The sequence below is a fragment of the Bremerella sp. JC817 genome (assembly GCF_040718835.1).
Classification (GTDB): domain Bacteria; phylum Planctomycetota; class Planctomycetia; order Pirellulales; family Pirellulaceae; genus Bremerella.
The window spans coordinates 603,736-625,592 of the sequence record NZ_JBFEFG010000280.1; the positions used below are offsets into that span (position 1 = coordinate 603,736).

The 21,857-nt window shown below is 56.6% G+C and carries 22 protein-coding genes; 12 read left to right on the forward strand and 10 right to left on the reverse strand.

The features are described 5' to 3' along the window. Positions 1-96: 96 nt before the first annotated feature. The 3 genes from AB1L30_RS20805 to AB1L30_RS20815 form a co-directional block, all read right to left on the reverse strand. Positions 97-441, reverse strand: a complete 345-nt coding sequence (locus AB1L30_RS20805; protein WP_367015617.1) for an RNA-binding protein — start codon at positions 439-441, stop codon at positions 97-99. Between the two features lie 497 nt (positions 442-938). Further along, a complete protein-coding gene (locus AB1L30_RS20810; RefSeq protein WP_345089292.1) occupies positions 939-1,373 on the reverse strand; it encodes a flagellar basal body-associated FliL family protein in 435 nt (144 codons plus the stop codon). A 1-nt stretch (position 1,374) separates the two neighbouring features. Beyond that, a complete protein-coding gene (locus tag AB1L30_RS20815; RefSeq protein ID WP_367015619.1) occupies positions 1,375-1,869 on the reverse strand; it encodes a hypothetical protein in 495 nt (164 codons plus the stop codon). Positions 1,870-2,115: 246 nt separating this feature from the next. Here AB1L30_RS20815 and AB1L30_RS20820 point away from each other — a divergent pair, with 246 nt between their 5' ends. After that, positions 2,116-2,595: a hypothetical protein gene (locus AB1L30_RS20820; RefSeq protein ID WP_367015621.1), complete on the forward strand. Its 480-nt coding sequence runs from the start codon at positions 2,116-2,118 to the stop codon at positions 2,593-2,595. A 105-nt stretch (positions 2,596-2,700) separates the two neighbouring features. Here AB1L30_RS20820 and scpB read toward each other — a convergent pair whose 3' ends face one another. After that, a complete protein-coding gene (scpB, locus tag AB1L30_RS20825; protein WP_367015623.1) occupies positions 2,701-3,828 on the reverse strand; it encodes an SMC-Scp complex subunit ScpB in 1,128 nt (375 codons plus the stop codon). Positions 3,829-3,922: 94 nt separating this feature from the next. Here scpB and AB1L30_RS20830 point away from each other — a divergent pair, with 94 nt between their 5' ends. After that, a complete protein-coding gene (locus AB1L30_RS20830; protein ID WP_367015625.1) occupies positions 3,923-4,549 on the forward strand; it encodes a hypothetical protein in 627 nt (208 codons plus the stop codon). Here the strand turns inward: AB1L30_RS20830 and AB1L30_RS20835 are convergent. After that, the gene (locus AB1L30_RS20835) at positions 4,546-5,226 is read right to left on the reverse strand and encodes a DUF2314 domain-containing protein (RefSeq protein WP_367015627.1); all 681 of its coding nucleotides are present in this window, start codon (positions 5,224-5,226) and stop codon (positions 4,546-4,548) included. The two genes, AB1L30_RS20830 and AB1L30_RS20835, sit on opposite strands and share 4 nt — an antisense overlap. A gap of 200 nt (positions 5,227-5,426) precedes the next feature. On the opposite strand from AB1L30_RS20835, the gene AB1L30_RS20840 reads away from it, so the two are divergent. Continuing rightward, positions 5,427-7,958, forward strand: a complete 2,532-nt coding sequence (locus AB1L30_RS20840; RefSeq protein ID WP_367015629.1) for a plasma-membrane proton-efflux P-type ATPase — start codon at positions 5,427-5,429, stop codon at positions 7,956-7,958. Here AB1L30_RS20840 and AB1L30_RS20845 read toward each other — a convergent pair. After that, positions 7,939-8,820: a hypothetical protein gene (locus AB1L30_RS20845; protein ID WP_367015630.1), complete on the reverse strand. Its 882-nt coding sequence runs from the start codon at positions 8,818-8,820 to the stop codon at positions 7,939-7,941. The genes AB1L30_RS20840 and AB1L30_RS20845 overlap by 20 nt on opposite strands. A 79-nt stretch (positions 8,821-8,899) precedes the next feature. Then, positions 8,900-9,187 carry a PAAR domain-containing protein gene (locus AB1L30_RS20850; RefSeq protein WP_345089268.1) on the reverse strand — a complete coding sequence of 96 codons (288 nt, stop codon included), beginning with the start codon at positions 9,185-9,187 and terminating at the stop codon, positions 8,900-8,902. A gap of 225 nt (positions 9,188-9,412) precedes the next feature. Here AB1L30_RS20850 and AB1L30_RS20855 point away from each other — a divergent pair, with 225 nt between their 5' ends. The 9 genes from AB1L30_RS20855 to AB1L30_RS20895 all read left to right on the forward strand — a co-directional run bounded on the left by AB1L30_RS20855 (position 9,413) and on the right by AB1L30_RS20895 (position 18,930). After that, positions 9,413-10,615 carry a hypothetical protein gene (locus AB1L30_RS20855; protein ID WP_367015633.1) on the forward strand — a complete coding sequence of 401 codons (1,203 nt, stop codon included), beginning with the start codon at positions 9,413-9,415 and terminating at the stop codon, positions 10,613-10,615. A gap of 12 nt (positions 10,616-10,627) precedes the next feature. Then, a complete protein-coding gene (locus tag AB1L30_RS20860) occupies positions 10,628-11,626 on the forward strand; it encodes a hypothetical protein (protein ID WP_367015635.1) in 999 nt (332 codons plus the stop codon). Further along, positions 11,544-12,818 (forward strand): hypothetical protein, encoded by a 1,275-nt coding sequence (locus AB1L30_RS20865; RefSeq protein WP_367015637.1) that lies wholly within the window; start codon positions 11,544-11,546, stop codon positions 12,816-12,818. The genes AB1L30_RS20860 and AB1L30_RS20865 overlap by 83 nt, the downstream gene beginning before the upstream one ends. Before the next feature lie 236 nt (positions 12,819-13,054). Further along, the gene (locus tag AB1L30_RS20870; RefSeq protein WP_367015639.1) at positions 13,055-14,062 is read left to right on the forward strand and encodes an SPFH domain-containing protein; all 1,008 of its coding nucleotides are present in this window, start codon (positions 13,055-13,057) and stop codon (positions 14,060-14,062) included. Positions 14,063-14,134: 72 nt separating this feature from the next. Then, positions 14,135-15,040 carry an SPFH domain-containing protein gene (locus tag AB1L30_RS20875; protein WP_367015641.1) on the forward strand — a complete coding sequence of 302 codons (906 nt, stop codon included), beginning with the start codon at positions 14,135-14,137 and terminating at the stop codon, positions 15,038-15,040. A 12-nt stretch (positions 15,041-15,052) separates the two neighbouring features. Then, on the forward strand, positions 15,053-15,466 hold the full coding sequence (locus AB1L30_RS20880) for a hypothetical protein (RefSeq protein WP_367015642.1): 414 nt from the start codon (positions 15,053-15,055) through the stop codon (positions 15,464-15,466). A gap of 169 nt (positions 15,467-15,635) precedes the next feature. Next, complete coding sequence (locus AB1L30_RS20885; RefSeq protein WP_367015644.1) at positions 15,636-17,189, forward strand: glycosyltransferase family 39 protein; 1,554 nt, start codon at positions 15,636-15,638, stop codon at positions 17,187-17,189. A 278-nt stretch (positions 17,190-17,467) separates the two neighbouring features. After that, entirely contained in the window at positions 17,468-18,487 is a 1,020-nt protein-coding gene (locus tag AB1L30_RS20890; protein ID WP_367015646.1) for a DUF1559 domain-containing protein, read from the forward strand. Next, positions 18,484-18,930 (forward strand): hypothetical protein, encoded by a 447-nt coding sequence (locus AB1L30_RS20895; RefSeq protein ID WP_367015647.1) that lies wholly within the window; start codon positions 18,484-18,486, stop codon positions 18,928-18,930. The genes AB1L30_RS20890 and AB1L30_RS20895 overlap by 4 nt, the downstream gene beginning before the upstream one ends. An 18-nt stretch (positions 18,931-18,948) precedes the next feature. Here AB1L30_RS20895 and AB1L30_RS20900 read toward each other — a convergent pair whose 3' ends face one another. The 3 genes from AB1L30_RS20900 to AB1L30_RS20910 form a co-directional block, all read right to left on the reverse strand. Further along, positions 18,949-19,662, reverse strand: coding sequence for a hypothetical protein (locus AB1L30_RS20900; RefSeq protein ID WP_367015649.1), 714 nt, complete (start codon positions 19,660-19,662; stop codon positions 18,949-18,951). Positions 19,663-19,883: 221 nt separating this feature from the next. Beyond that, entirely contained in the window at positions 19,884-20,804 is a 921-nt protein-coding gene (locus AB1L30_RS20905) for an EF-hand domain-containing protein (RefSeq protein ID WP_367015651.1), read from the reverse strand. Positions 20,805-20,884: 80 nt separating this feature from the next. Continuing rightward, complete coding sequence (locus AB1L30_RS20910) at positions 20,885-21,637, reverse strand: protocatechuate 3,4-dioxygenase (RefSeq protein ID WP_367015653.1); 753 nt, start codon at positions 21,635-21,637, stop codon at positions 20,885-20,887. Positions 21,638-21,857 lie beyond the last annotated feature (220 nt).

Consider the following 21,857-nt stretch of genomic DNA (forward strand, 5'->3'; position numbering starts at 1 on the left):
AGCGCATAAAAAACGACCCGAGAGAATTCTCTCGGGTCGCTTCCATTTGTTTTGGTGCGCTCATCAGGGGAAAGACCTGATGGCAAGCCTTAAGGCTTAGCGACCGCCACGGTAGCCACCACGATCGCCACCGCGATCGCCGCCACGGCCACCGCCGCGTGGGCCGCCACCGCCGCCGCCACCTGGGCGACCTTCGCGTTCGCGAGCTTCATTGACAACCAGCTTGCGACCTTCGCAATCGAAACCATTGAGGGCGTCGATAGCCGAGGTAGCGTCCTGATCGTTGTCCATTTCGACGAAACCGAAACCGCGCGAACGGCCAGTTTCACGATCGGAAATAACACTCACGTAAGCAACAGTACCGTACTGACCGAACAAGTTCTCCAAGTCGGAGCCGGTGTAGGTGTAGGGAAGGTTCCCCACGTACAGTTTCTTCTTCACAGATCTAACCTACTAGCAAGAGAGAGACAGAGAAAATCGGAAATGATCGATTCGCTGATCAAGCGTCACACTATCGCCGGGCAGGCTCGGTGTGCCATTCACATCATCTATGCAGTGGCGTCAGGTCCACCGCGTCTTTCCGTTGCCAAAATTGTCAACTAGTAGGTGGCTCGAGCGATGCTCCACGGCATCCGAACAAACGGACGAAACTTGGACAAGAAGGTCCAATCCGCCATTACGTCTCTCAAAAAACACATCTAACAGGTCGAACTTTGCAGGCAGGCTGACGGCCATGCTTAGATTCAGTTTGAATGTATCGACCCCCGAGAAGTGGAGTCAATGGGAAAAGGTTCCGAATGCCTCGGTTTGTTCGAAACATTCGAAAATTCACATACCCTAAATGCTGCGGCCCCGTTAGAGCCATCAAAACAGGGCAATTTCCTGGCCAGAAATCGGGAGAATGACTCGTTTGCAGGCTAATCGTTGCGGACGGAAACCTACCGAGTCTTCACCCGAAAGTGGCTCACGTAGATGTCGCGGAACTGGCCATCTTCGATCAGACGGTTCACTTCCTTTAGCAAACGGCGGCGGAACATCACCAGATCCGGATCTTCCAGCTCTTCGATCGTCGACTCGCGCGAGACAATCATCACCCGGTCGCGGATGCGGAACTTCTTCTTCTCAAGCTCGGTTTCCAGGCCATCCTGAATACTGGCGTCGACCAGGCCGGCCAACGAGAAATCGAAGCGGGTCTGCGTATTCGAGGCCGGATCGTACGCCCGAAATGCATAGTCGCCGATCGCCACTTCGGTCGGAGGCAGTTCCGGAGGGGCCTCTCCTTCCGCAGTGGCGTCGGTTGCCTCGCTTCCGCAGCCAACGGCCAGAACCAGGATTATCAACCAGAAATAACGAGTGATCGCAGGCCAACGCATCTTAAAAACGCTCCAGGGCAACGTCTGAAAACACGAACCGTTTGATGGTACCTGGTCCAATCGCTTCTTCGGTGTAGTCGCGAAGCTGCGAGCGAATCAGTTGCAGTTCTGGGTCGGCCAGATCGACGAGGTTAGCATGCCGGCAAGTCCGAATGATCTCGTCGGAGAGCTCGCCCTTGCGTTCTTCCAGGTACGCCTTAACCCGAGTCTCGTCCCGCTTGCCCACCAGGCAGTGAAGCTGGTAGTTCAACGAAACACTCTCTTGGTAACTGTTCAAGTCAGGCTGACGCGTTGGATCGTCGGCGATCAGTACCGAGATTGTGAAATGCCCCAAGTCGATCTCGACCCAGTCCTGCTTTTCCAGCGAGAACAACATCTCTTCGTCCGCCGCAGCCGAGCTTTCACAGCCGAGCGTGGCGACGCTACCCAACAAAATCAGCCCCAGCACGAACGCCTTGGCATCGATCCATTTCGTGGCTTGGTAAACCGTTTGCATCTGAAGATGTCGCATCCCAGGTCAAAGGAAGAGAAATCGGAGCACTTTTGAAAAGATAGGCCACCCAGGGCATCCGTCGAACAGCTATCGACAATTTCGCGCGACCCCGCATCCCGTACGGGTCAGGTCGTATCGAATACGTGCTAACTCGTTCGGCTGCAACAGCTTAAGATTTACACCAAGGCACCCAATTGCGACCTAAACTAATACAACTCGGAAAACGGTTCGCTCCAATAGCCTGGAAACATGTCTGCTACACGTATCGAGACCAGCCTTTCGCGAAATCTGACCGTTAGGTCAGGGGAGTTGGTCGCCGCTGCGCTTATGCTGCTATTCCTTGTCGTCGGTTGTGGGACACCCCATCCTCAGCCTGAGAAAGCCGCCAAAGATATGCCGGATGCGTTGGTTCCGGTCGAGGTCGATCTGGGCAAGTTCGAGTGCACCATACCCAACGACAAAACCAACAGCACGATCACGATCGACTTCCACGTCTTCGCCAAGATGCCGCGGTACAAGTCGCAAGAACTGATCGATATGCTGGAAACACATCAGAATCGGTTCCGTCACGATATATTGCTGCGGGTCCGAAAGTTCGATCGCCCTTCGCTGAACGATCCCGACCTGACCCGACTGCGGGGCGAGATCCACACAGCCTTGAACGAGATTTTGCCGGAGAATAAAGTCGATTTGATCGGCTTTTACCACTTCCAGTTTTTGGAAGAGTAACAAACCTGGCCGGGCAGGGGACTGCCTCAAGAAGCAAAAAGAGGCTCGCGAAACGAGCCTCTTTCATTGTCCGATAGGACGAGCCAAAGTCTGGTTGGCAGCGACTTATTCTTCTTCGTCGTCGCCCCAGTCTTCATCTTCCTCGTCGTCGTCATCATCTTCGTCTTCGTATTCTTCGTCGTCTTCCCAGTCGTCGTCGTCTTCGACTTCTTCCCAGTCGCTTTCGTCGTCGTCTTCTTCTTCCGACTCTTCTTCGTCTTCAAAATCGTCGTCGTCGTCTTCGAAGTCCTCGTCCCAGTCTTCGTCGTAGTCTTCGTCCTCGTCGTCGCCTTCTTCTTCATCCTCGTCTGGGACTTCGTCGTCATCGCCGTCGTCGTCGTCGTAGAGTTCGTCTTCTTCGTCTTCGATCGGGGGCGCTTGAGCGGACGGTTCTTCCGGGCTCCAGACAGCCACGGCAGAGCCTTCGGCTACCAGGGTATCGCTATCGATAACAGGGCTGTGTGGGGCAAGTGTGATCGTCACCGATGTCTCCTTTTGATCGTCAACCTGACAGGCCGCAGACACGTCGGTCTCGGCTACGAATCGTCGAAACTCTTCTTTACGGGGCAAATCTTCCAGGGATCGAAACCCGAACATTCGCAGAAAAGCGGCACTTGTGGCATACAGGAATGGGCGTCCCAGTTCCTCGCTCCGTCCACGAATCTGGACCAGGTCTCGGTCCATCAACTGGCGAATGATTTCGCCGCAATTTACACCGCGAATCGCCTCGACATCGGCCCTTAAGACCGGTTGTCGATAAGCAATGATCGCCAGCGTTTCCATGGCAGGGGTCGACAGCCGCGTTGGATCGTCTCCGCCTACCACGCGCCGAACCCAGTCGGCAAATTTCCCTCGCGTCAGCAGTTGATAACCGCCGGCCAGCTCCTCGATACGAAAGGCACGATGGGCCGCATCGTAGAGCCGGTTCAGGGAACGCACTAGTGTACGAGCTTCGGTCCCGTCCGCCAAGTTGGCAAGCTGGGCCAATTTGCGAGAACTTAGGGGTTGCTTGGCGAGGAATAAAATCGCCTCCAACCTCTGCATTCGACGGTTCCGAACGACCGGACCTTTGCCCTTTTTCGGTTGCTGTCGCCGTTTTCTTCGGCAAACCCGGACCAGTTTCTTGCGGGCATTTCTCGAACCACCAGCGCAAGAGGCCAACTGCCCCCAACGACGGGCGGTAAGTCGGTTCATCAGATGGCCAACATGGTGCCGCAAACAGCAGGTCCTTAACCCATAGAAAAAATCGCTAAGTCCTACTTTCTAGCGGAAGCTGTAAGAAGGTCAAATGGTGATAGCATCCGCTTTCGTTGGTCCTGTCCGACCTGCGATTACCAAGACTGTTCCTGATTTGGAGGTTTCGATGGCGATCGAAGTTCCTTTGCTAGGTGTCATGAAGCGCAATTCGGATTTCCCAACCTGGCTCGAAAGCGAACCGATCCCAGTTCCGCTCCTCGGCGGACTACCTTGCACGATCGTCTTGGAACGCTACGAATCGGACGACCAGCCCCAGGACTTTCACGACGCCATCGCCAACCTTTTAGCCGCCACACCTCAGGTATTGCGGGATGTCGAAAAAGAGGTCTACCAGTATTACCTCGACTGCGACTGCAATATCTATAGGGACGAAGAAGACTGGATCGTGATCGAGAAGCCCGAAGATGTCTGGCAGTTTGTCGACCTGGGCAAAGCGGTCTATATCGCTCGCAACCAGATCGGTGACGAAGTCGTCTACGCTTCCATCGAGAACAACTGCGAATGGGAAGACGAACATGGCCTGCAGATCGTGCTCCGCGAAGGATTACGCGTCACGAAACTGGGTCCTTTCGACGGCCATCTGACCAACAGCGACGCCGTCGGCGAGCCCGATGTCATCTATTCGCGGGTCGGATGGCATGACGACGAGACCGATTAAAGATAACGTTGGACGCCTATGTACTCGTCGTAAGCGGCTCGCTCCGCCTCAGGCATTCGTTCCCGTTGATAGCGAATCGAAAAGCCCCCGTGCAGGTTGCCGTCGTCGTTGACCATCCAGTCGATTACCTCGTCCGGCGTTACCACGGCCTCGTCGCCGACTTCGACCGAGGTAACCTGCTCCGGCACTTCAAAGAAAACCGCGGCGAAACCTCGCTCGTCTAGGCGTGTCGAGAATAACCACATGAACGCCGAGAAGTCTCCGTCGGTGAAACGGAACTTGATCATTGCATCCATGCGGTGACTTCCATCGGCCGGCAACATGGCCCGGAACGTGTCGAGCGACTTCTGAGCGTCGATGACCGTTTGCTTGTAGGCGTCGTCATTCGAGTTGATTTGACGAAACTTCGGACCTGGATCGAGGTCTGGCTTCCGATCGAGTTCCCGCCGCAGCATCTGAAAATCGAACCAGCAGTTTTCAGGATCGAGGTCTTCACCTCGCTTCTCCGCCATCGCTTTGGCCCGCGAGGCTTCCATCATGATGCAGGCCGCGTTGTCGCGAATGTTGATCACCTCGTCCGGCGTCAACGGTTCCCCTTTCTTATTCTCGGCCGACAGTAACACCGCCCCCAAAGAAGGAATAAAGACAGGAATCAGCGGTTCTTCGGTTTTATTCATCGAAATTGTCTCTGGCGAAGAAGGGAGAGGTTCGCTCGCAATGTTCGACCATCGCCAGACAAGGCACGCATCTCTGCCGATGTCTGGCGATAGTGGATAGCAGTTTACCGAGCCGATACATGTAGATCAAAAGAGGGAGCTTCCCGTAACCCAAAATGGATTCTTGCATTGGTGGCGGGATACGTCATCCTTGAAGAAGGATGCGTGCACTGTCAGCGATTTCCAACCGCCACTGCGAGCAGGACAACGCGATGAACACCAAGGCTGCGGCCACCGATGCATCTGCTTCGGGAACGCCGCTCGAGAAGCTCTCGCTGGATGAACTCAAGGAACGACTCTCGTGCGACGAAGCGGGTCTTAGCACAGCCGAGGCCCAGGCACGACTCGCCAAAGATGGCTTCAACGAACTGAGCCACGAGGGCGAAACCAACGTCGTCCTCAAGTTCCTTTCTTACTTCTGGGGACCGATTCCCTGGATGATCGAGATCGCCGCGATCCTCTCGGCCGTGGTGCAGCACTGGGCCGACTTCGCGATCATTCTGACACTTCTGCTGGTCAACGCGGTCGTTGGCTTTTGGGAAGAATTTCAAGCGGGCAACGCGATCGCCGCTCTCAAATCGAAACTGGCCCTGATGGCTCGCGCTCGTCGCGATGGCCAGTGGAGCCAGGTCCCCGCACGCGAACTGGTTCCGGGCGATGTCATCCGAATCCGCCTGGGTGACATCACTCCTGCCGATGCCCGTTTGTTGTCAGGCGATCCGATCGACGTCGATCAATCGGCCCTCACCGGCGAGTCGCTCCCGGTCAGCAAGAAGGCAGGCGAGTCGGTCTATTCCGGGTCAATCATTCGTCAGGGAGAGATCGATGCCCTGGTCTATGGCACCGGTTCCAACACCTTCTTTGGTCGGACCGCAAGCCTCGTGCAAACGGCGCACACGACCAGCCATTTTCAGAAAGCGATCTTGAAGATCGGCGACTTTCTGATTGTGGTCGCGGTTGCCTTGGTGGTGGTGATCTTCCTGGCGGCACTCTTCCGCGGCGATGCCTTGGGTGAAACATTGCAATTCGCCTTGGTGCTGACGGTGGCGGCGATCCCGGTCGCCATGCCAACCGTTTTGTCGGTCACGATGGCGGTCGGTGCCCGGCTACTGGCACGCGGACAAGCGATCGTGAGTCGACTCGCCGCGATCGAAGAGCTCGCTGGCATGGACGTGCTTTGCTCCGACAAAACCGGAACCCTGACCAAAAACATCCTGAAGCTGGGCGACCCGTTCTTATTGAATGGAGTGACGATCGACCAGATCTTGAAGGCCGCCGCGCTGGCTTCGCGCGCCGAAGATGAAGATGCAATCGACAAAGCGGTGCTCGAAGGGTCAGGGGAACAGGCCACCGCCAGTCTAGGCGAAGTGGTCCACTTTCAACCGTTCGATCCGGTTCATAAGCGAACCGAGGCTGAAGTTCGCCTGACCGACGGAACGACCATGAAAGTCACCAAAGGAGCGCCGCAAGTCATACTGGCCCTGGCAACCAACGCCGACGTGATTCGCTCGCAATACGAAAGCGCGATCGATGCCTTTGCGTCGCGAGGCTTCCGTGCGTTGGGTGTTGCCCAGACCGATGCCGCCGGCAACTGGAAGGTACTGGGCGTTCTACCTTTGTTCGATCCACCACGCGATGACTCGGCAGCAACGATCACCGAAGCGAAGAAGTTGGGCTGCAAGGTCAAGATGGTGACGGGAGATCAGTTGGCAATCGGCCGAGAGATCGCCGGGCAGCTTAACATCGGGACGCATTTGATCGACGCTAAGATCTTCGAGGACGTCAGCTATCACGATTCGGCTCGCATCGATCAGATGATCGAAGAGGCCGACGGCTTCGCTCAGGTCTATCCGGAACACAAGTATCACATTGTCGACGTGCTACAGCAGCATGGGCACATCGTCGGGATGACCGGCGATGGAGTGAATGACGCTCCCGCCTTGAAGAAGGCAGACTGCGGCATCGCGGTTTCCGGCGCGACCGATGCGGCCCGAGCCGCTGCCGACATCGTGCTGCTTTCGCCAGGCTTATCGGTCGTGATCGATGCGATCTGCGAAGCTCGAAAGATCTTCCAGCGGATGAACAGTTACGCGATCTACCGCATCTCTGAGACCTGTCGCGTGCTGATCTTCATGACGCTTTCGATCCTGGTCTTCAACTTCTATCCGGTCACCGCCGTGATGATCGTGTTGTTGGCACTACTCAACGACGGAGCGATCCTGACGATCGCTTACGATAACGTCCGGCTTCAGCAAGAGCCTGAGAAATGGAACATGCGTCTGGTGCTTGGCATCGCCACCGTGCTGGGACTGGCCGGCGTGGTGGCGTCGTTTGGTTTGTTTTACCTGGCCCAGGAAGTCTATAAGCTCGATCGCGACATCATCCAGTCGCTGATCTATCTGAAGCTTTCCGTGGCAGGGCACTTCACGATCTTCAATACACGCACCCGCGGACCGTTCTGGTCGATCGCTCCGGCGAAAGCGCTGCTATTGGCAACCCTCGGCACCCAAGTCGCCGCAACGCTGATCGCTGGCCTTGGCATCTTCATGGCCCCCATCGGCTGGAAACTAGCCGGTCTGGTCTGGCTCTACGCCCTCGCCGAGTTCCTGATCGTCGACCGCCTGAAACTAATCGCCTACCGAATCTTCGACCACGAAGGAGAGCCGGTCTTTATCAAGCCGACGTCGTCGTGACAGCCGGTTGCGAGTTCCGTAGCATCCTGGCGACATCGGTGGGGTCGCTGCCGAATTGGAATAGGGTGTTGTTGTCGAAGTCGATCACCACGATCTGGGCGAGAGGGGGCATGAGTTCAGCGAAGAAGTCGGCGGGGACTTCGCGGCAGTAGTTCAGTACGGCGTCGCTGAGGTTGAACTCGCGGCGATTCGGCTTCGCTTCGATCCACGAGGTGAACATGAACTGCATGTGAATCAGCAGGTCGGTCGCCACAGCGTTGGGATGCAGGGCAATGAACACGCCGGTAGAAAGCTCTAGCTCGGCGCAATACTGTGGAATGGTATCGGCCAGGTTCCACTTCGAAAACAACTTGTATTGCAGCGAGGTGGTGTCGTCCTCATAGCAAGGCTGCATTCCGGTATCGGCAATTCGCTGGGCGAGTCCATATCGGGCCAAGTCGGCATTACTCACCAGGTGAGCCCACGTCAGGAACCTTCCGCTGGTACTCCCTTCGTAGCTCCAAGATTCCCAGGGAATGTTTTGGACCTGGATCAAGGGAATACCACTGACCGTGAAATGCGAATCCATCACCGGGAGCGCCACTTCAGGCAACGTTTCGTTTTCGTAGAGATGCAAATAACGTTCGGCAGCAACGGCAACCGGCAAGGGAAAGGCATCCCGATCGAGCATCTGACGCAGCAGCAAGTGCTGTCGATGATGCGGGTCCGACTCCAGCATGTGGTGCTGGGTTCGATATTGCAGTTCGTGCACTTCCTTCAAGCAACTCGTCCGGACCGATTCACGAAGCCCGTCCAATGGCTGTTCCAGGAAACGATAAAGCATCGCCAGAGATTCCAACATCTGGTTTTGTAAATCGAACATGGAGTCGTGACTTTCTTCCGAACGAAAAGAGCGTGCTGCCAGCGAAGTAAATGACCAATAGGCAAGGGCAATCGAGCGACTACCCTCCGATGTTGACCAAAGGAAATCCAAGCGTGATCGATCCTCCATGGGCACACATGTCGCCCATCCTAGCGGCCGGCATGCCGCCGATTAGCACCGAGGTCGAGCCCATGGCGATCGTGTCGGGCGGACCGCAACAGACGACCATGTCGCCAACGCGTGCCGCCGGCATGCCACCGATCAACACGGTCGGACAGCCAAGCATGATCGGGCCACCCACATGCGGCACCGGACCGGTCGAAAGCGGACAGGTATGCATGTCGGCAATTCGGGCGGCTGGTGGCATCAGGCTGGGTCCCTTCAGGTCAGAAGTATTCGTGTTGCTTGGACTTGCATAGATTCCGTGAAAACCTAGCTCATACCACAACAACCGACAGCAGACCGATGCAAAATCTTCGCTTTCTCGCCTGATAATCAGTACGATCATCGTTATGCCATCGTTGGAGCATCCCCACGATCCCCATTCGGACGGCATCGCCCCTCTTTAGCCCACTTAGAACCTCGAATTGCAATGACGACCGAATCCGATACGCCAGGATCGAATCGACGCGGCTGGCTCCGTTTCAGCATTCGCGGCGCTCTGGGTGTGGTGACGGTCATCTGTTTGCTGTTCAGCTGGGTCGGGCGAGATGTCGTTCGGCACCGAACCGAACAGCGGGTCGTCGATCAGTTGACGAAGCTCGGCAATACCACCATCAAGTACGACTACGAATTGAAGGCTGGTCCGCAGGCCGCTTTGTCTTCGCCACCTCAGCCGCCTGGCAACCGCCTGATGCGGAAGTGGTTTGGCGATCTGCTTTATGCCCGCGTCTTTCAGGTATCGTTTCGTGTTCCCAGGGCAGAAGTGGACGAGCAGACGAAACTTCTTCCGCAGTTGAATGACTTGCGGGACGTTCGTTTCGATCTCTGCCGTCTCACGGACGAATCGGTCGAGGCACTAGCCAAGAGTCCGCGACTTCGTTTTGTGACGCTTCATCATACGGAGCTCACCCCGCATCAATTCGCGCTGCTCGGCAAATCACGTTCGATCGAACAAGTGACGCTCTCGGCGACCGCGGCCACCGACAACAATCTGCGCTACGTAGCCTCGATGCCAAACGTCAAGCACATTCGCCTGAACATCGCGGCGATCTCGAATGAAGGCCTGGCCGTACTGGCCGAGATGCCCCAGTTGGAACGCTTGGCGTTGGATCATTCGACGGCAATCTCCGACGAAGGGCTCGCTTCGCTGGCAGAGCTTTCCAACATGAAGGCCTTCAGCGCCGACTCGACCTTGCTCACCGATCAGTCGCTGCAAACGATCAGCCGCTGGAAGAATCTGCGGCGGCTCACGATTCATCCGCTGAAGGGGGATCATTCATTTCACGACGCGGGCTGCACGCAACTGGCCCGGCTGACCGAGCTACGGCATCTCGATCTTTCTGGCACGGCAATCACCGATCGTACGATGCCGGTCATCGGATCGCTCAGTCAGCTTGAATCACTGAGCTTAAGACACACGCACCTGACCGACGCCGGGATGGCTCAACTCAAAGATCTAAGGAATCTGAATCAGTTGAACATCAGCGGTACCCAGGTCACCGAGGCCGGACTGAACCACTTGGCGATACTGCCCAACCTGGAAGTCGTCGTCATCAGCGAGGACGTCGCGGTGGGTCGCCGGCGTATCGGCAACGCCGTGGTCGTTCGTCGAGCAGTTCAAGCGAGTTTCTGAAAGCGAAGTGAGATGGAAAATCAACCAACCAAACTACGCTGGTTCAACTTTCGCCTCGCCACCCTGCTGGTTGCGATCGCCGTGATTTGCATCGGCATTGTCTTTCTCGGCAAACCACTTTATCAAGCTCGCGTCGTACGAATTGTCATTGCCGAGTTCAATCAGAGTCATGGCTGGATCAAATTTCAGTCGGAAGGGGAAGGGAAGCCTGCTCATCTGAACAATATCGGAGTCTTGGGGCTGGTCGACGACGAGGTCTTGTTGCTGCTTCCTTCGCTGCCGCAGTTGGAGACGCTTCAGCTTGGGTCGAATGTACTGACGGATGATTCGGCGAAAGCTCTCGGAAAGATCCCAAATCTAAAGCGATTGGTTTTGAGGAATACGCTCGTCACGCCAGCACAAATGGCCTCGATTGCCAGGTCCCCCTCCATTCGTTCGCTTGAAATCGAAGGTCGCACGGCAACGGATGCAAATATCGAACTGTTGGCGAAGTTTCCGAATTTGGAACACGTCAGTATCTGGAACTCAGAAGCCACCGATGCTTCGATCAAAACATTGGCGGGTGCGCCCCACCTGAGCCGGCTAGGCTTTGTGTTAGTTCCCAACATGACCTCGTCGTCACTCGAAAGTCTGGCAACACTGCCTAAGCTGGAAGACTTGACAGTCAAAGGAACCCAACTGAGCGATGAAGGGCTGCGAACGATTGGTCAAATGCAATCACTCCGCTCCCTGGCAATTTCGCCAGGTCCCAAGGAACCGTTCAGCGAAGCAGGACTGAAATCACTGGCTTCGCTGAAGCACCTGACGACCTTCGAGATATTCAACCCCGCCGTAGACGGCCGTTCGATGCCAACCCTTGCGACTTTTCCAGAACTGACAACCCTGGTGTTCGACGGAACGAGCATTCCGCACGAAGATGCCACCGAACATGGCTTCTTTCCTGATCCGAAACATGGGTCTCTGTATACGCGAAAAGCTGAAGACCTTCCGGCCTCACGTGATGATGGATGATCCGACGCCAGACACCGCTTCCAGCCCAACCCGATCGGGCCATCGATGGTTGAGCTTTCGATTGCGGACGATGCTGATTGGAATGACCGTCGCGTGCGTTTTGCTGGGCGGGATCGGCCGCTACTACGTCCGGATGCTGCAACAGGAAGCGGTGGCGGAATCGATTGCGAATCTGGGGGGCAGGGCCTTTTACGAGTACCAGTTTGTCCGGACGCGCGAGTTGCTTCTGGAGGATCCACCCGGTCCGAGTTGGCTTCGGGGTCTGTTTGGGGAGAATCTATTTGCGACCCTCCATTCCGTGGAAGTGAGCGCACGCACTGGTGAAGAAGAGCGAGCCGTCGAAGCGATTCATCTGCTCGAGCAATTGCCTGACCTACAGACGCTAGATCTCGTGAAGGTTCCGCTGGGTCGTTCGGAAGTCGAAGTTCTTGTCGCACTACCGAAGCTTCGCCAATTGACGATCTCCGATTGTCCTATCTCCGACGAAAACTGGCAGCGGTTGATGGCGTCGAGATCGCTGGAAACTGTTTCCCTTTCGTACAAAGACTTACACCCAGCGAAGATCGCCTCGTTGCGATCGCTTCCCAGCCTGCGGGAATTAGAGATCTGGACGCATCGCAACGATCCCGCGTCTGTCGAGGCGATTTTTCGCGAGCTTCAAACCTTGCAGCAACTGAAGTCGCTGACGTTGCGAACCATTCCCATCGGCAACAAGCAGATGGTCGTGATTGCCCAGTTGAAGGAACTTCGTTCGCTGGACATCCAGTGGGAAGTCCAGTCTCGGTTCGATGACGAAGGCTTTGCGGAACTGGAATCGCTGCGGCATCTGACGCATATCAAACTGCCGCTGGCTCGCATCGGTGGTGCGTCCATGGAAGTCGTCGCGCGGATGCCTTCTGTTGAAACCTTGGAAATTCCCGGAAGCTTCATCGAAGACGACGACATGGTGCACCTGGCAGGGCATCCTTCGCTCAAGCGACTCGATATCTGTCAGACCCGCATCACGGATGACGGTTTGCAGCATTTGAAAAGCGCCCCCCAACTTTGTGAACTGGGTGTGCTTCCGGATTGGGGGGTCGCGGTCACGATGGACGGGCTGCAAGACGCAGGCTTTATCGAGTACGACAGTCGAGTGACCCTGCAATCGAGGTGGTTTGAAAGAACACCTCCCGCGGCAAAGACCTCTAAATAATGCCACTTTCCAGGTGGTTTCTTGCCAAGAATTCTCAGGCGATGGCGAACTAACCATCGCGCAACGGCTGAAAAGCATCTTGATTTCGAGGGCGATGTCGCCCTGACGGACCCTACAGAGGGGACAGTCGTTGCAACCCGACTGTCGTTCGATACGATCGATGCGCTTCGCCAGGACGATGCTACAGTTTCGGGGGATTGGTTCCTGGACCAGATAATTATTGGGGGATGTTCTGTATGACTTTCACGTTGTTTTTAATTGGGCTCGCGTTTGGGCTCATGACCTATGCGTTCTTTCGCTGCATCTTTACCGGCTTCTATGTGATTGCTCCGGATCAAAGAGCGGTCGTGACCACCTTTGGTCGTGCCGAGCGGCTGAGCAACGACTTCGTCGAACCGCTGAACGACCCCAATCTGACCGAAGAAGAAAAGAAGCGCTATACCTATCCCAAGGTACGCGTGGTCGGTCCTGGCGGTCCTTACTTCAAGATGCCTTGGCAGAAGGTCCACAAAGTGACCGTCGCCACGAACAGCGTCGACCTGGTATGGGACCCGACCAAGAATCAGGACACCATCGAAGCGGTCACGAAAGACAACCTGACGACCGGCGTGAATGGTCAGATTCGTTACCGCGTCTGCGAAGACAATCTGTATGCCTTCCTGTTTGGTGTCGAAAGTCCGCTGGAACACATCATGGGTTACTTCGTCAGCGTGCTTCGCGAACGGATCGCCACGTTCAGCGACCCGAAGGGGGCGAGCTTGCTGGCCAAGCCGACCGGTGACGAAGACGATGTTCCTTCGAGCGTCGATCTTTCAGAAGGGGTCTCGATCAACGACCTCCGTAAGAACCTGCCTCTGTTGAATTCGTTCATGGAAGAGCAGTGCCGCTGCGCCCCAGGTCGCTATGGCGTCGAACTCGACGCGGCGCTGATCACCAGCATCGATCCTCCACCGGAAGTCGACCGGGCCTTGTCGGCCATTAACAGCACCCGAAACCAGGTCGCTGCCGACATCAGTACCGCCCAGGCCGATGCCGAACAACAAATCACCATGAGCAAGCGTGCCGTCGAGATCGCCTCGAACAATGCTCAAGCCGAAGTCGCCCCGCTACGGGAACTGGCCCGAACGCTCATGCAGATTAAGCAGGAAGGTGGATCGCAAGCCGTGCGAGCCTATATCCGCGACTTGCGGGTGCCGCTGTTGTCGCGTGCTGTGAGCGTCGTTCAAACCCGCGAAGAGAAGTAACGCGATCTGGCCAAGTCCTGATTGTGTTCCTCGGTATTCCAACCATACAACGACTTTCGACGAGATATTCCCATGTTGTTTTTCGCTGGTGTTTTCTGCGGCCTGATCGCCATCCCGATTCTGCTGACCATCGCCACGATGTTCGGACTGTATGTCATCGTGAACGAGTGCGAAGCGCACGTATACACATTGTTCGGTAAGGTGATCGGCACGATCGACGAGCCGGGCCTCCATTTCCCGATCTCGAAGTTTGGACTCGGCGCACTGCTGGTTCCGTTCTTCGGCAAGCGACACATTGTCAGTACCGCCTTGCGGCAACATTACCTTCGCGGCCAAATGGTCAACTCGGAAGAAGGGACGCCGATGGGTGTTGGCCTGTGGTACGAAATGGAAGTCAACGACCCGGTCGCTTACCTGTTTATCAATACCAATCCAGAAGGCTCGCTGCAGGCCAACGTCGCCTCGAGTGCGATCAGCACGCTCAGCAATCTGGAAATGGACAAGATGCTCGAAGACCGACATAGCCTCAGCCGCACGGTGCGTGCGACCGTTTCGCCGTTGAGCGAAAAGTGGGGCTATCGACTTGGTTCGGTTTACATTCGTAAGGTGTTCTTCACCGACCATCAAATGGTGCACAACATCACCGACAAGGTGGTCAAGCGTTTGATCCAGGTCACCAGTGCCATGAAGCAGGATGGTGAGAACCGCGTCGGTCTGATCAAAAGCGAAACAGCCAAAGAGGTTTCGCAGAAGATGGCCGAAGCAGGTGCCAAACGTCCCGACATCGTGGGCAAGGTGCTGAACGAAATCGGCAAAGATGATCCCGAAATCCTGGAATCGGTGCTTGAGGTCATGGAAGTCGGTAAACTGTTGGAATCGAAAGCTGCCGTCAGTATCATTCCCCGAGGTGCCAATGTCTTGTTGAATCTAGACAACCGCAAGTCGGGCGGCAGCCAGTTCGTCCAAGCCGAGAACTAATCGGAAACCCCGATGCACGACGACTTCCAACACCAGGCCTTACGCGGCGGCAGTCAGATGAGTGCCGCCTCGATCTTCAAACTGATGGTCGGCACGCTCTTGCTGCTGATGGGAGTCGCCTTGGGCCTATACGTGGCGAACGTCGCCTTCGAGGTCGTTTATTCCGAGACGCCGGTTCCGCTGATCGAGCGGATCTCGGCGTTGGCGGAAGAAAAGATCGCCGCGGAAGCCGCCAATCCCAACGTTCCGAATATCAAGCTGCCCCCGGAACTGTTGCGGACTGTTCTTTACGGTCTGACCTTCTTAATGCTCACCATTCCGGTAATGATCGCCTCGATGCTGTTGGCCACCGGTGCCAAGCTGATGCAGGGCGAGATGAACGAAGCGATCACGATGCTAGCAGAGCGGCTGAAGAAGACTTCCTAGGGGGGTGCTGGTTTGCCTCCGCTAGCGACCTTGCGCGGGTGGTTTGTCGAGCAAAACCGGGGCTTCCAGGGCGGCACTGCCTGATCGATCTTCCGATCCTACCTGCGAACTGCTATTCTGCCGCCACTTCTTCGATAGCACGGTATTCTCACAAGGATGTGAAGCCAATATGGACGCAGACGTTTCGTCGTCGAACTGGACGCGATGGTTCTGGCTGTTCGCGCTTTCGCATGTTGCCGTGTGGTCGCTGGTTCCGATTCTGACCGCTACCAACGGCCCGCTCGATACGATCGAGATGATCTATTGGGGTCAGCAGTGGCAGTGGGGCTATTACAAACATCCGCCACTTCCGGCGTGGATTGCCGCCAGCACCAGTCAGCTTTTCAGCGACCCGGCGTGGGCAACGTATATCGTGGCTCAGTGCTGTATCCTGGCTTGTTTCTGGGCGGTCTGGGAGATCGTTCGCGACCGCAACAAACCGTGGGTCGCGTTGGCTTCGGTCGCCTTGCTGGAAGCATGTGCCTTCTACAACTTCACGACGTTCGAGTTGAACAACAACATGGTCCGCCGGGCCATGACCGCGTTGACGGTGGTCTTTCTGTATTGGGCGATCACCCGCGGAAAGCTCGTTTATTGGGGTGCGGCTGGTTTGTTTGTCGCCCTGGGCATGTTGTCGAAGTACGACCATGGCATGCTGGTTTTCAGCTTGTTGGTCTTCGCGGCCGTTCATCCCCAGGTCCGTCGACTGTGGAAGACGCCAGGTCCGTACGTGCTGATCGGCATCGCCTTGGTTCTGTTCGCTCCGCACTTGTGGTGGATGGTCGAGAACGACTTCATCACGCTGAAATACATCAAAGATCGCACCCAGGCCAAGCCAAGTGACTGGAATCACCTGGTGATGCCGGCCAAGTTCCTGGGAGAACAACTTGGTGCGATCACAGGAATCTTGATCGGTTCGATGGCCATACTGGGCGTTTTCTGGCGATGGCGAACCGACCTGAGTCCCGAAGATCGTCTCGCACGTGATTACCTGGCCGCGGTTGTATTGGGTCCGCTGCTGATCGCTGTCACCGCTTCGGCAATGACGGGCGGGATGATTCGCAGCATGCTTGGGGCTCCGATCTGGATTTTCCTGCCAGCCCTCTTGGTCATGTGCTTTGAACGCCGCCGCGAAGATCCTGTCATGTGTGGCCGCTTGACGGTCGCTTGTGCCAGTTTCAGCCTTGTATTGGCGTTGGCTCTGGGCGTGCGGAACGAGTTTGGAACCGTCCTGCGCGGCAAGTACCTGCGGGTCGACTACCCTGGTCAGAAGATTGCCGCGGAGGTCGAAGGCCGCTGGCACCAATTCTCGGAAGAAGAAATCCCGACGATCGCGGGTGCCTGGTGGCCGGCCGGTAATGCGTCGGTGTACTCCGATCATCCGATTACGGTCTATCCCGAATGCGATCCAAAGTTCGCTCCCTGGATCGATGAAGACCTGTTCGTCGAACAGGGCGGAGTGATCCTCTGGGACGACGATACGCCTCGCGAACAGATCGCCGACTGGCTGGAGCGGTTCCCGGTGGCCATCGTTCAGGCACCGATCGAAATCGAACACACCAAAGCACCTGATTCGCAGCCGCTGCAGATCGGCATCGCAGTGATTCCGCCTGGAAGCTATCTGCCAAAGCCAATCCCACAGATTGCCGACCGACAGCCGGAGGCTGGCAAGCAATCGCGATAAGGCGAGCCCTCTCGATCTGCTCGCCCCAGATACGCTCTTTCCGTTGTATTGAAGATCAGTCACCACTAGTTCAGCCGTAGTGGGTTCGATTTCTCCAATTCACCCCCTTTTCGGCGAATTTCTGTTGACCTACGCGGGGAGAACGCCGAAACTTCTATCTAATCAAACTTCCTTCTTTTTTCTATTCTTTTTTCTTCCACTCAGCCTTCGGCAGCTCCTCGGCTCGATTACCCATGCCAAAATCCCCTTTAAGGCTGTGGTGAAAGGGAGTGATTTCCATGCTTGCTGTCTGGTCACGGTTGGCGGCCCGAAAAGCTCGTCGGCGGTCGTCATGCGCTGGATTTACGTTGGTGGAACTATTGGTGGTGATCGCCATCATCGGTGTCTTGATCGCACTGCTATTGCCGGCGGTTCAACAAGCACGCGAAGCGGCTCGAAGAATGAGTTGCTCGAACAAGATGAAGCAGATCGGGATCGCCCTGCACAACTATCACGATACCCATGGTCGCTTTCCGCCGGGGGCCATCAGTGGCCATCAAACGTGCGTGAACGGAACAACGCCGCTGGGAGGCAACTCCAGCGAATGCACCCAAACCGGAGCTCCCTGGACCGTCCTGATTTTGCCGTTCGCCGAACAAAGCTCGCTGCACGATCAGTTCGACTTCAAGCGAATCTTCTCGCCGTTCAGCTCGAGTTGCAGCTCGCCGAACAAGGCGTTCCAGTTCGAGCCCTTGGAGATGTATAAGTGCCCGTCCGATCCGAACTCTGGCGGCGATGCACCGACACTCAATTACATGGCCTGCCAAGGGGGCGGTAACCCAGGTACGGTCGATGCCGAGCTGCATGTCGCTTGTGCCGGGACCAGCAGTCCCACGCGGTACTTCTTCACCAACGGGATGTTCTATAACAACGCGAAGATCGGCTTCCGCGACGTGGTTGATGGCACGACGAACACCTTCATGGTTGGTGAGTCGATGTATCACTTCCTGCTTGGTTCGCATCCGTCGATTGCGACCCGCGAGACCAGTTGGGCCTCGGGGCAGCTGGTGAACTCGGTCTATGCCACACCGATCACGATGACCGCGGCCGCCAACCCGATCAACAGTGCCGAGCCCCTCTCGAACGTCCATCAACTGGCCGAGATGACCTCGACCTTCGGAAGTCGCCATCCTGGCGGATGCCTCTTCACGCTGGGTGATGCTTCGGTTCGCTTCATGAGCGAAAACATGGACCTGGCAACGTATCGCTCGCTGGGACGCCGGGCCGATGGTGGTCCATTGGGAGGTATCTCGCCGTGAGCAATTGGTTTTACTCGATCATGCCCAGGCAGGAGAATCTGCGGCCAATCGTGGCGGCGACGCTGGCCATGCTCGCCACCATTGGCTGCAGTTCGCGTGACGATGGTCCCCAGCGTTATCGGATCTCTGGCGATGTGATGTACGACGGGAAACCGTTGCCGGCGGGCAAGATCTTCTTCTCTCCGGATACCGAAGCAGGCAACAGCGGACCAGGCGGTTACGCCGACATCGTCGACGGGCATTACGACACCAATAGCGGTCGTGCGAAGGGAGTGGTCCCTGGAGCCCAAGACGTTCGGGTCGAAGGCTTCGATGGCCAGCCATCCTTGAAGAACGACTTTCATCCGAAGGGAAACATGCTGTTTCCAGTCTTCACCGATCATATCGAAGTGCCGGAGAGTGCCTCCGAGCATCACTTCGATATTCCGTTGAATCCGAAGTAACCCAACGGTGCCGCCAGCTTACTGCGGCATCTCGTGGATCGTGTCAGAGTGGCTCAAAGCCGAGAAACGCTTATGCCACTCTTCGACCTCGGTATGCACCTGACGCATGGCCGCCATCGGGCTTTCGCCGGTGGCTTCAAACCGCTGCGAGTATTCCGACTGGCCAATGTTAATGGCGACGGTGCAGTGGAAACGATAGACGCGAGGCGAGTTGCCCCACGATTCCAGACGGTAATACGTCGCACCCAGGCGATCGAGTTCGGTTTGCAGGTCTTGCGTACCGCGCGAGACCAGGCCAAAGTCGTCTCCTGCAGGGGGAGTCAAACGGTCGCTCGGGAGCGGAAGGTCGGAAGACATCTCGCTGGCAGGAGAGGGGAACGCGAGCCGCTCTTGGCGTTGGCCAACGACTTCCGAAGCAACTTCGTAACTGGCTGGCTTGAACTCAGGCTCGCGCGACATCGGAGGCCGATCGAAACTCGACATCTGCCCGACCGGGGTCGCCGGTGGTAAAGCAGGTTCCGGGGCGTGAGTCGTCGGGACCATCGGAAAGCCACCCAGCTCGGTCGTTGGGTTGATCATCGGCAAAGAAGACGATTCCGGAGCTGGTTCCTTCTCAGGCCAGATTCCCTTCAAAGCTCCCTGAACACCTTCCGGCATGATCGCGACGGCTGGCAGTCCCACCAAAAAGACGAGAACAATCAGGGAACGAATCGTTGTAAATTCCGAGTTCACAAGCACTTCTTTCGCGTAGGTCCATCTACTGAAGTTCCCTATAGTAAAGCACTTGCAGGGCCAAGCAAATAGGGATTTACCGTAGCCTCCCCCATTCCTTGGGGAAGCTATCATCAGCGCATGAAAAAACCGGCTACCTGAAGTTCAGGCAGCCGGTCTTCCGGAACAGACTTGGGCGAATCGCGTATTCAGGCAAAGCTCATCGATTCGCCAGGGACAAACTAGGCATCGTCCTTTTCTTCGTCGTCGCGTTCGCGGCGGTCGCCATCGCGAGGACCGCGTGGGCCACGTTCGCCATCACGAGGGCCGCGGAATTCTGGACGGTCGCCGTCGCGTGGACCACGGAACTGTGGGCGACCTTCGGGTCGGTCACCGTCACGAGGACCGCGAGCACCTTCAGGTCGATCGCCTTCGCCACGTGGACCCTGGAAGTCAGGACGGTTGCGGGCCATGTCCTTCAGCTTGTCGCGTTGTTCTTCGGTCAGGATCGACTGGAACTTCTTCTGCATCTCTTCCTGTAGAGCACGCAGTTCGCGTTTCTGTTCGTCGCTCAGGTCGAGGCGGTCCATCACGAAACCAGGCAGCATGCCAGGGCCCATGGAAGCACCATCGAAACCACCGCGGCCCGGACCACCGGGACCGGGACGGCCGCCTTCGCGAGGACCGCGAGCACCTTCAGGTCGGTCGCCTTCCGGACGATCCCCATCGCGAGGTCCGCGGGGACCACGTTCGCCGTCACGCTGTGGACCAGGACGGTCCCCTTCGCCACGACGCATCTGGGGACGATCCCCTTCGCCGCGTGGAGGACCTTGGCGATCGCCAGGACCACGCTCGAACATCTTGGTCAGTTCTTCCTTGGTAACGGCACCATCTTTATCGGCGTCGGCACGTTCGATCATGCCGGCAGCGCGGCTTTCGCCTGCTTCTTCTTTGGTGACCTTACCGTCGCCATCTTTGTCCAAGCCCATGATCCGTTCGATCATCACTTCTGGGTTGAACTGACGTTCGCCGCCGCCACGTTGTCCTTCGCGAGGACCACGGGGACCACCACCTTCACGCCCTTGAGCGTCGGCGGTGGAGAACGCTGCGCCGACCATGGTCAGCGAAAGCACAACTAAGGAGTGTTTCCAAATCTTCTTCATAGTTCTTTTACTCTTAAGCATTCATGGGGAGATTTATGGGTGAGTGTGCTGCCACACTCGTGATTGTTTCAACTGCACGATTACGAGCGACGAGGCCCTGGTCCCGGAGGACGACCACCTGGTCCGCGACCGCCTCCCGGAGGAGGACCTGGGCGACGCATATCTCGTTCGTCCGGAGTCGCCCCGAGCACAATGTCGAACGAAGCGGCAAGCTCGTTCATCTTGGAATCGGGTACTGGATTGAAATCGGTGACCAACCGCTCACGCAGTTTCGGATCTCGCACATGAGAGAACACGCCGTCACGATCGTTGCCGGCAAAACCTCGAATCATCAACTGCGTCGTCAATAACTCGCGATCCCCTTGCTTCACCTTGATATGAATGTGAGGCGCCGGCCGGCCTGGGTAGGGGACCGGCTTGATCGTGCGGAAGCGATACTCTCCGGTGCTCCCAGTGGTAAACCGACCAAAGCCTTGAAAGTTGCGGTCGATTTGATCTTGTTTTTTGTTGCTGTCCGCCGTGTGCAAATAGACAGCGTTGGCATCGCACTGCCAGATTTCGATCGTCGCGTCCTTCATCGGCGAACCGCTCTCGGTCAGGATGCGACCGGTCAGGTGTGTGATCTGTCCGACGGCTGGCGTCGTGCTGTCTTTGATGATGATCAAGTCGTTGTCTTGATCGAGCGGCATCTTGTTGGGATAGAAGGGACCTTCTGTCAGAGCCGGAGTTGGCTTGAGCAACTCTTCGGCGAACAGCCCTGGCGTCGTAAAGAACGCCGAGCCCATCAAACCCAGGAAAGCACGTCGGCCGGAACCGAATCGAGACGAGTTCATGAAATCTCCTCTGCAGACAACGCGATAGTCGAAAAGCCAGGGACACGTTGCCATTGTCCCTAATCCATTCAACCACGAAAACGCAAAAGAGTTCCGCTTTCTACTAACGAAACCGTTAAAAGAAAGTGGTGTGCCCCTCCCTTAAGGTGGATTAAGGCACGAAAAAACCCCGGGAAAGGCGACCTTTCCCAGGGTAATGGTTTGCAGGCTATCGGTATTC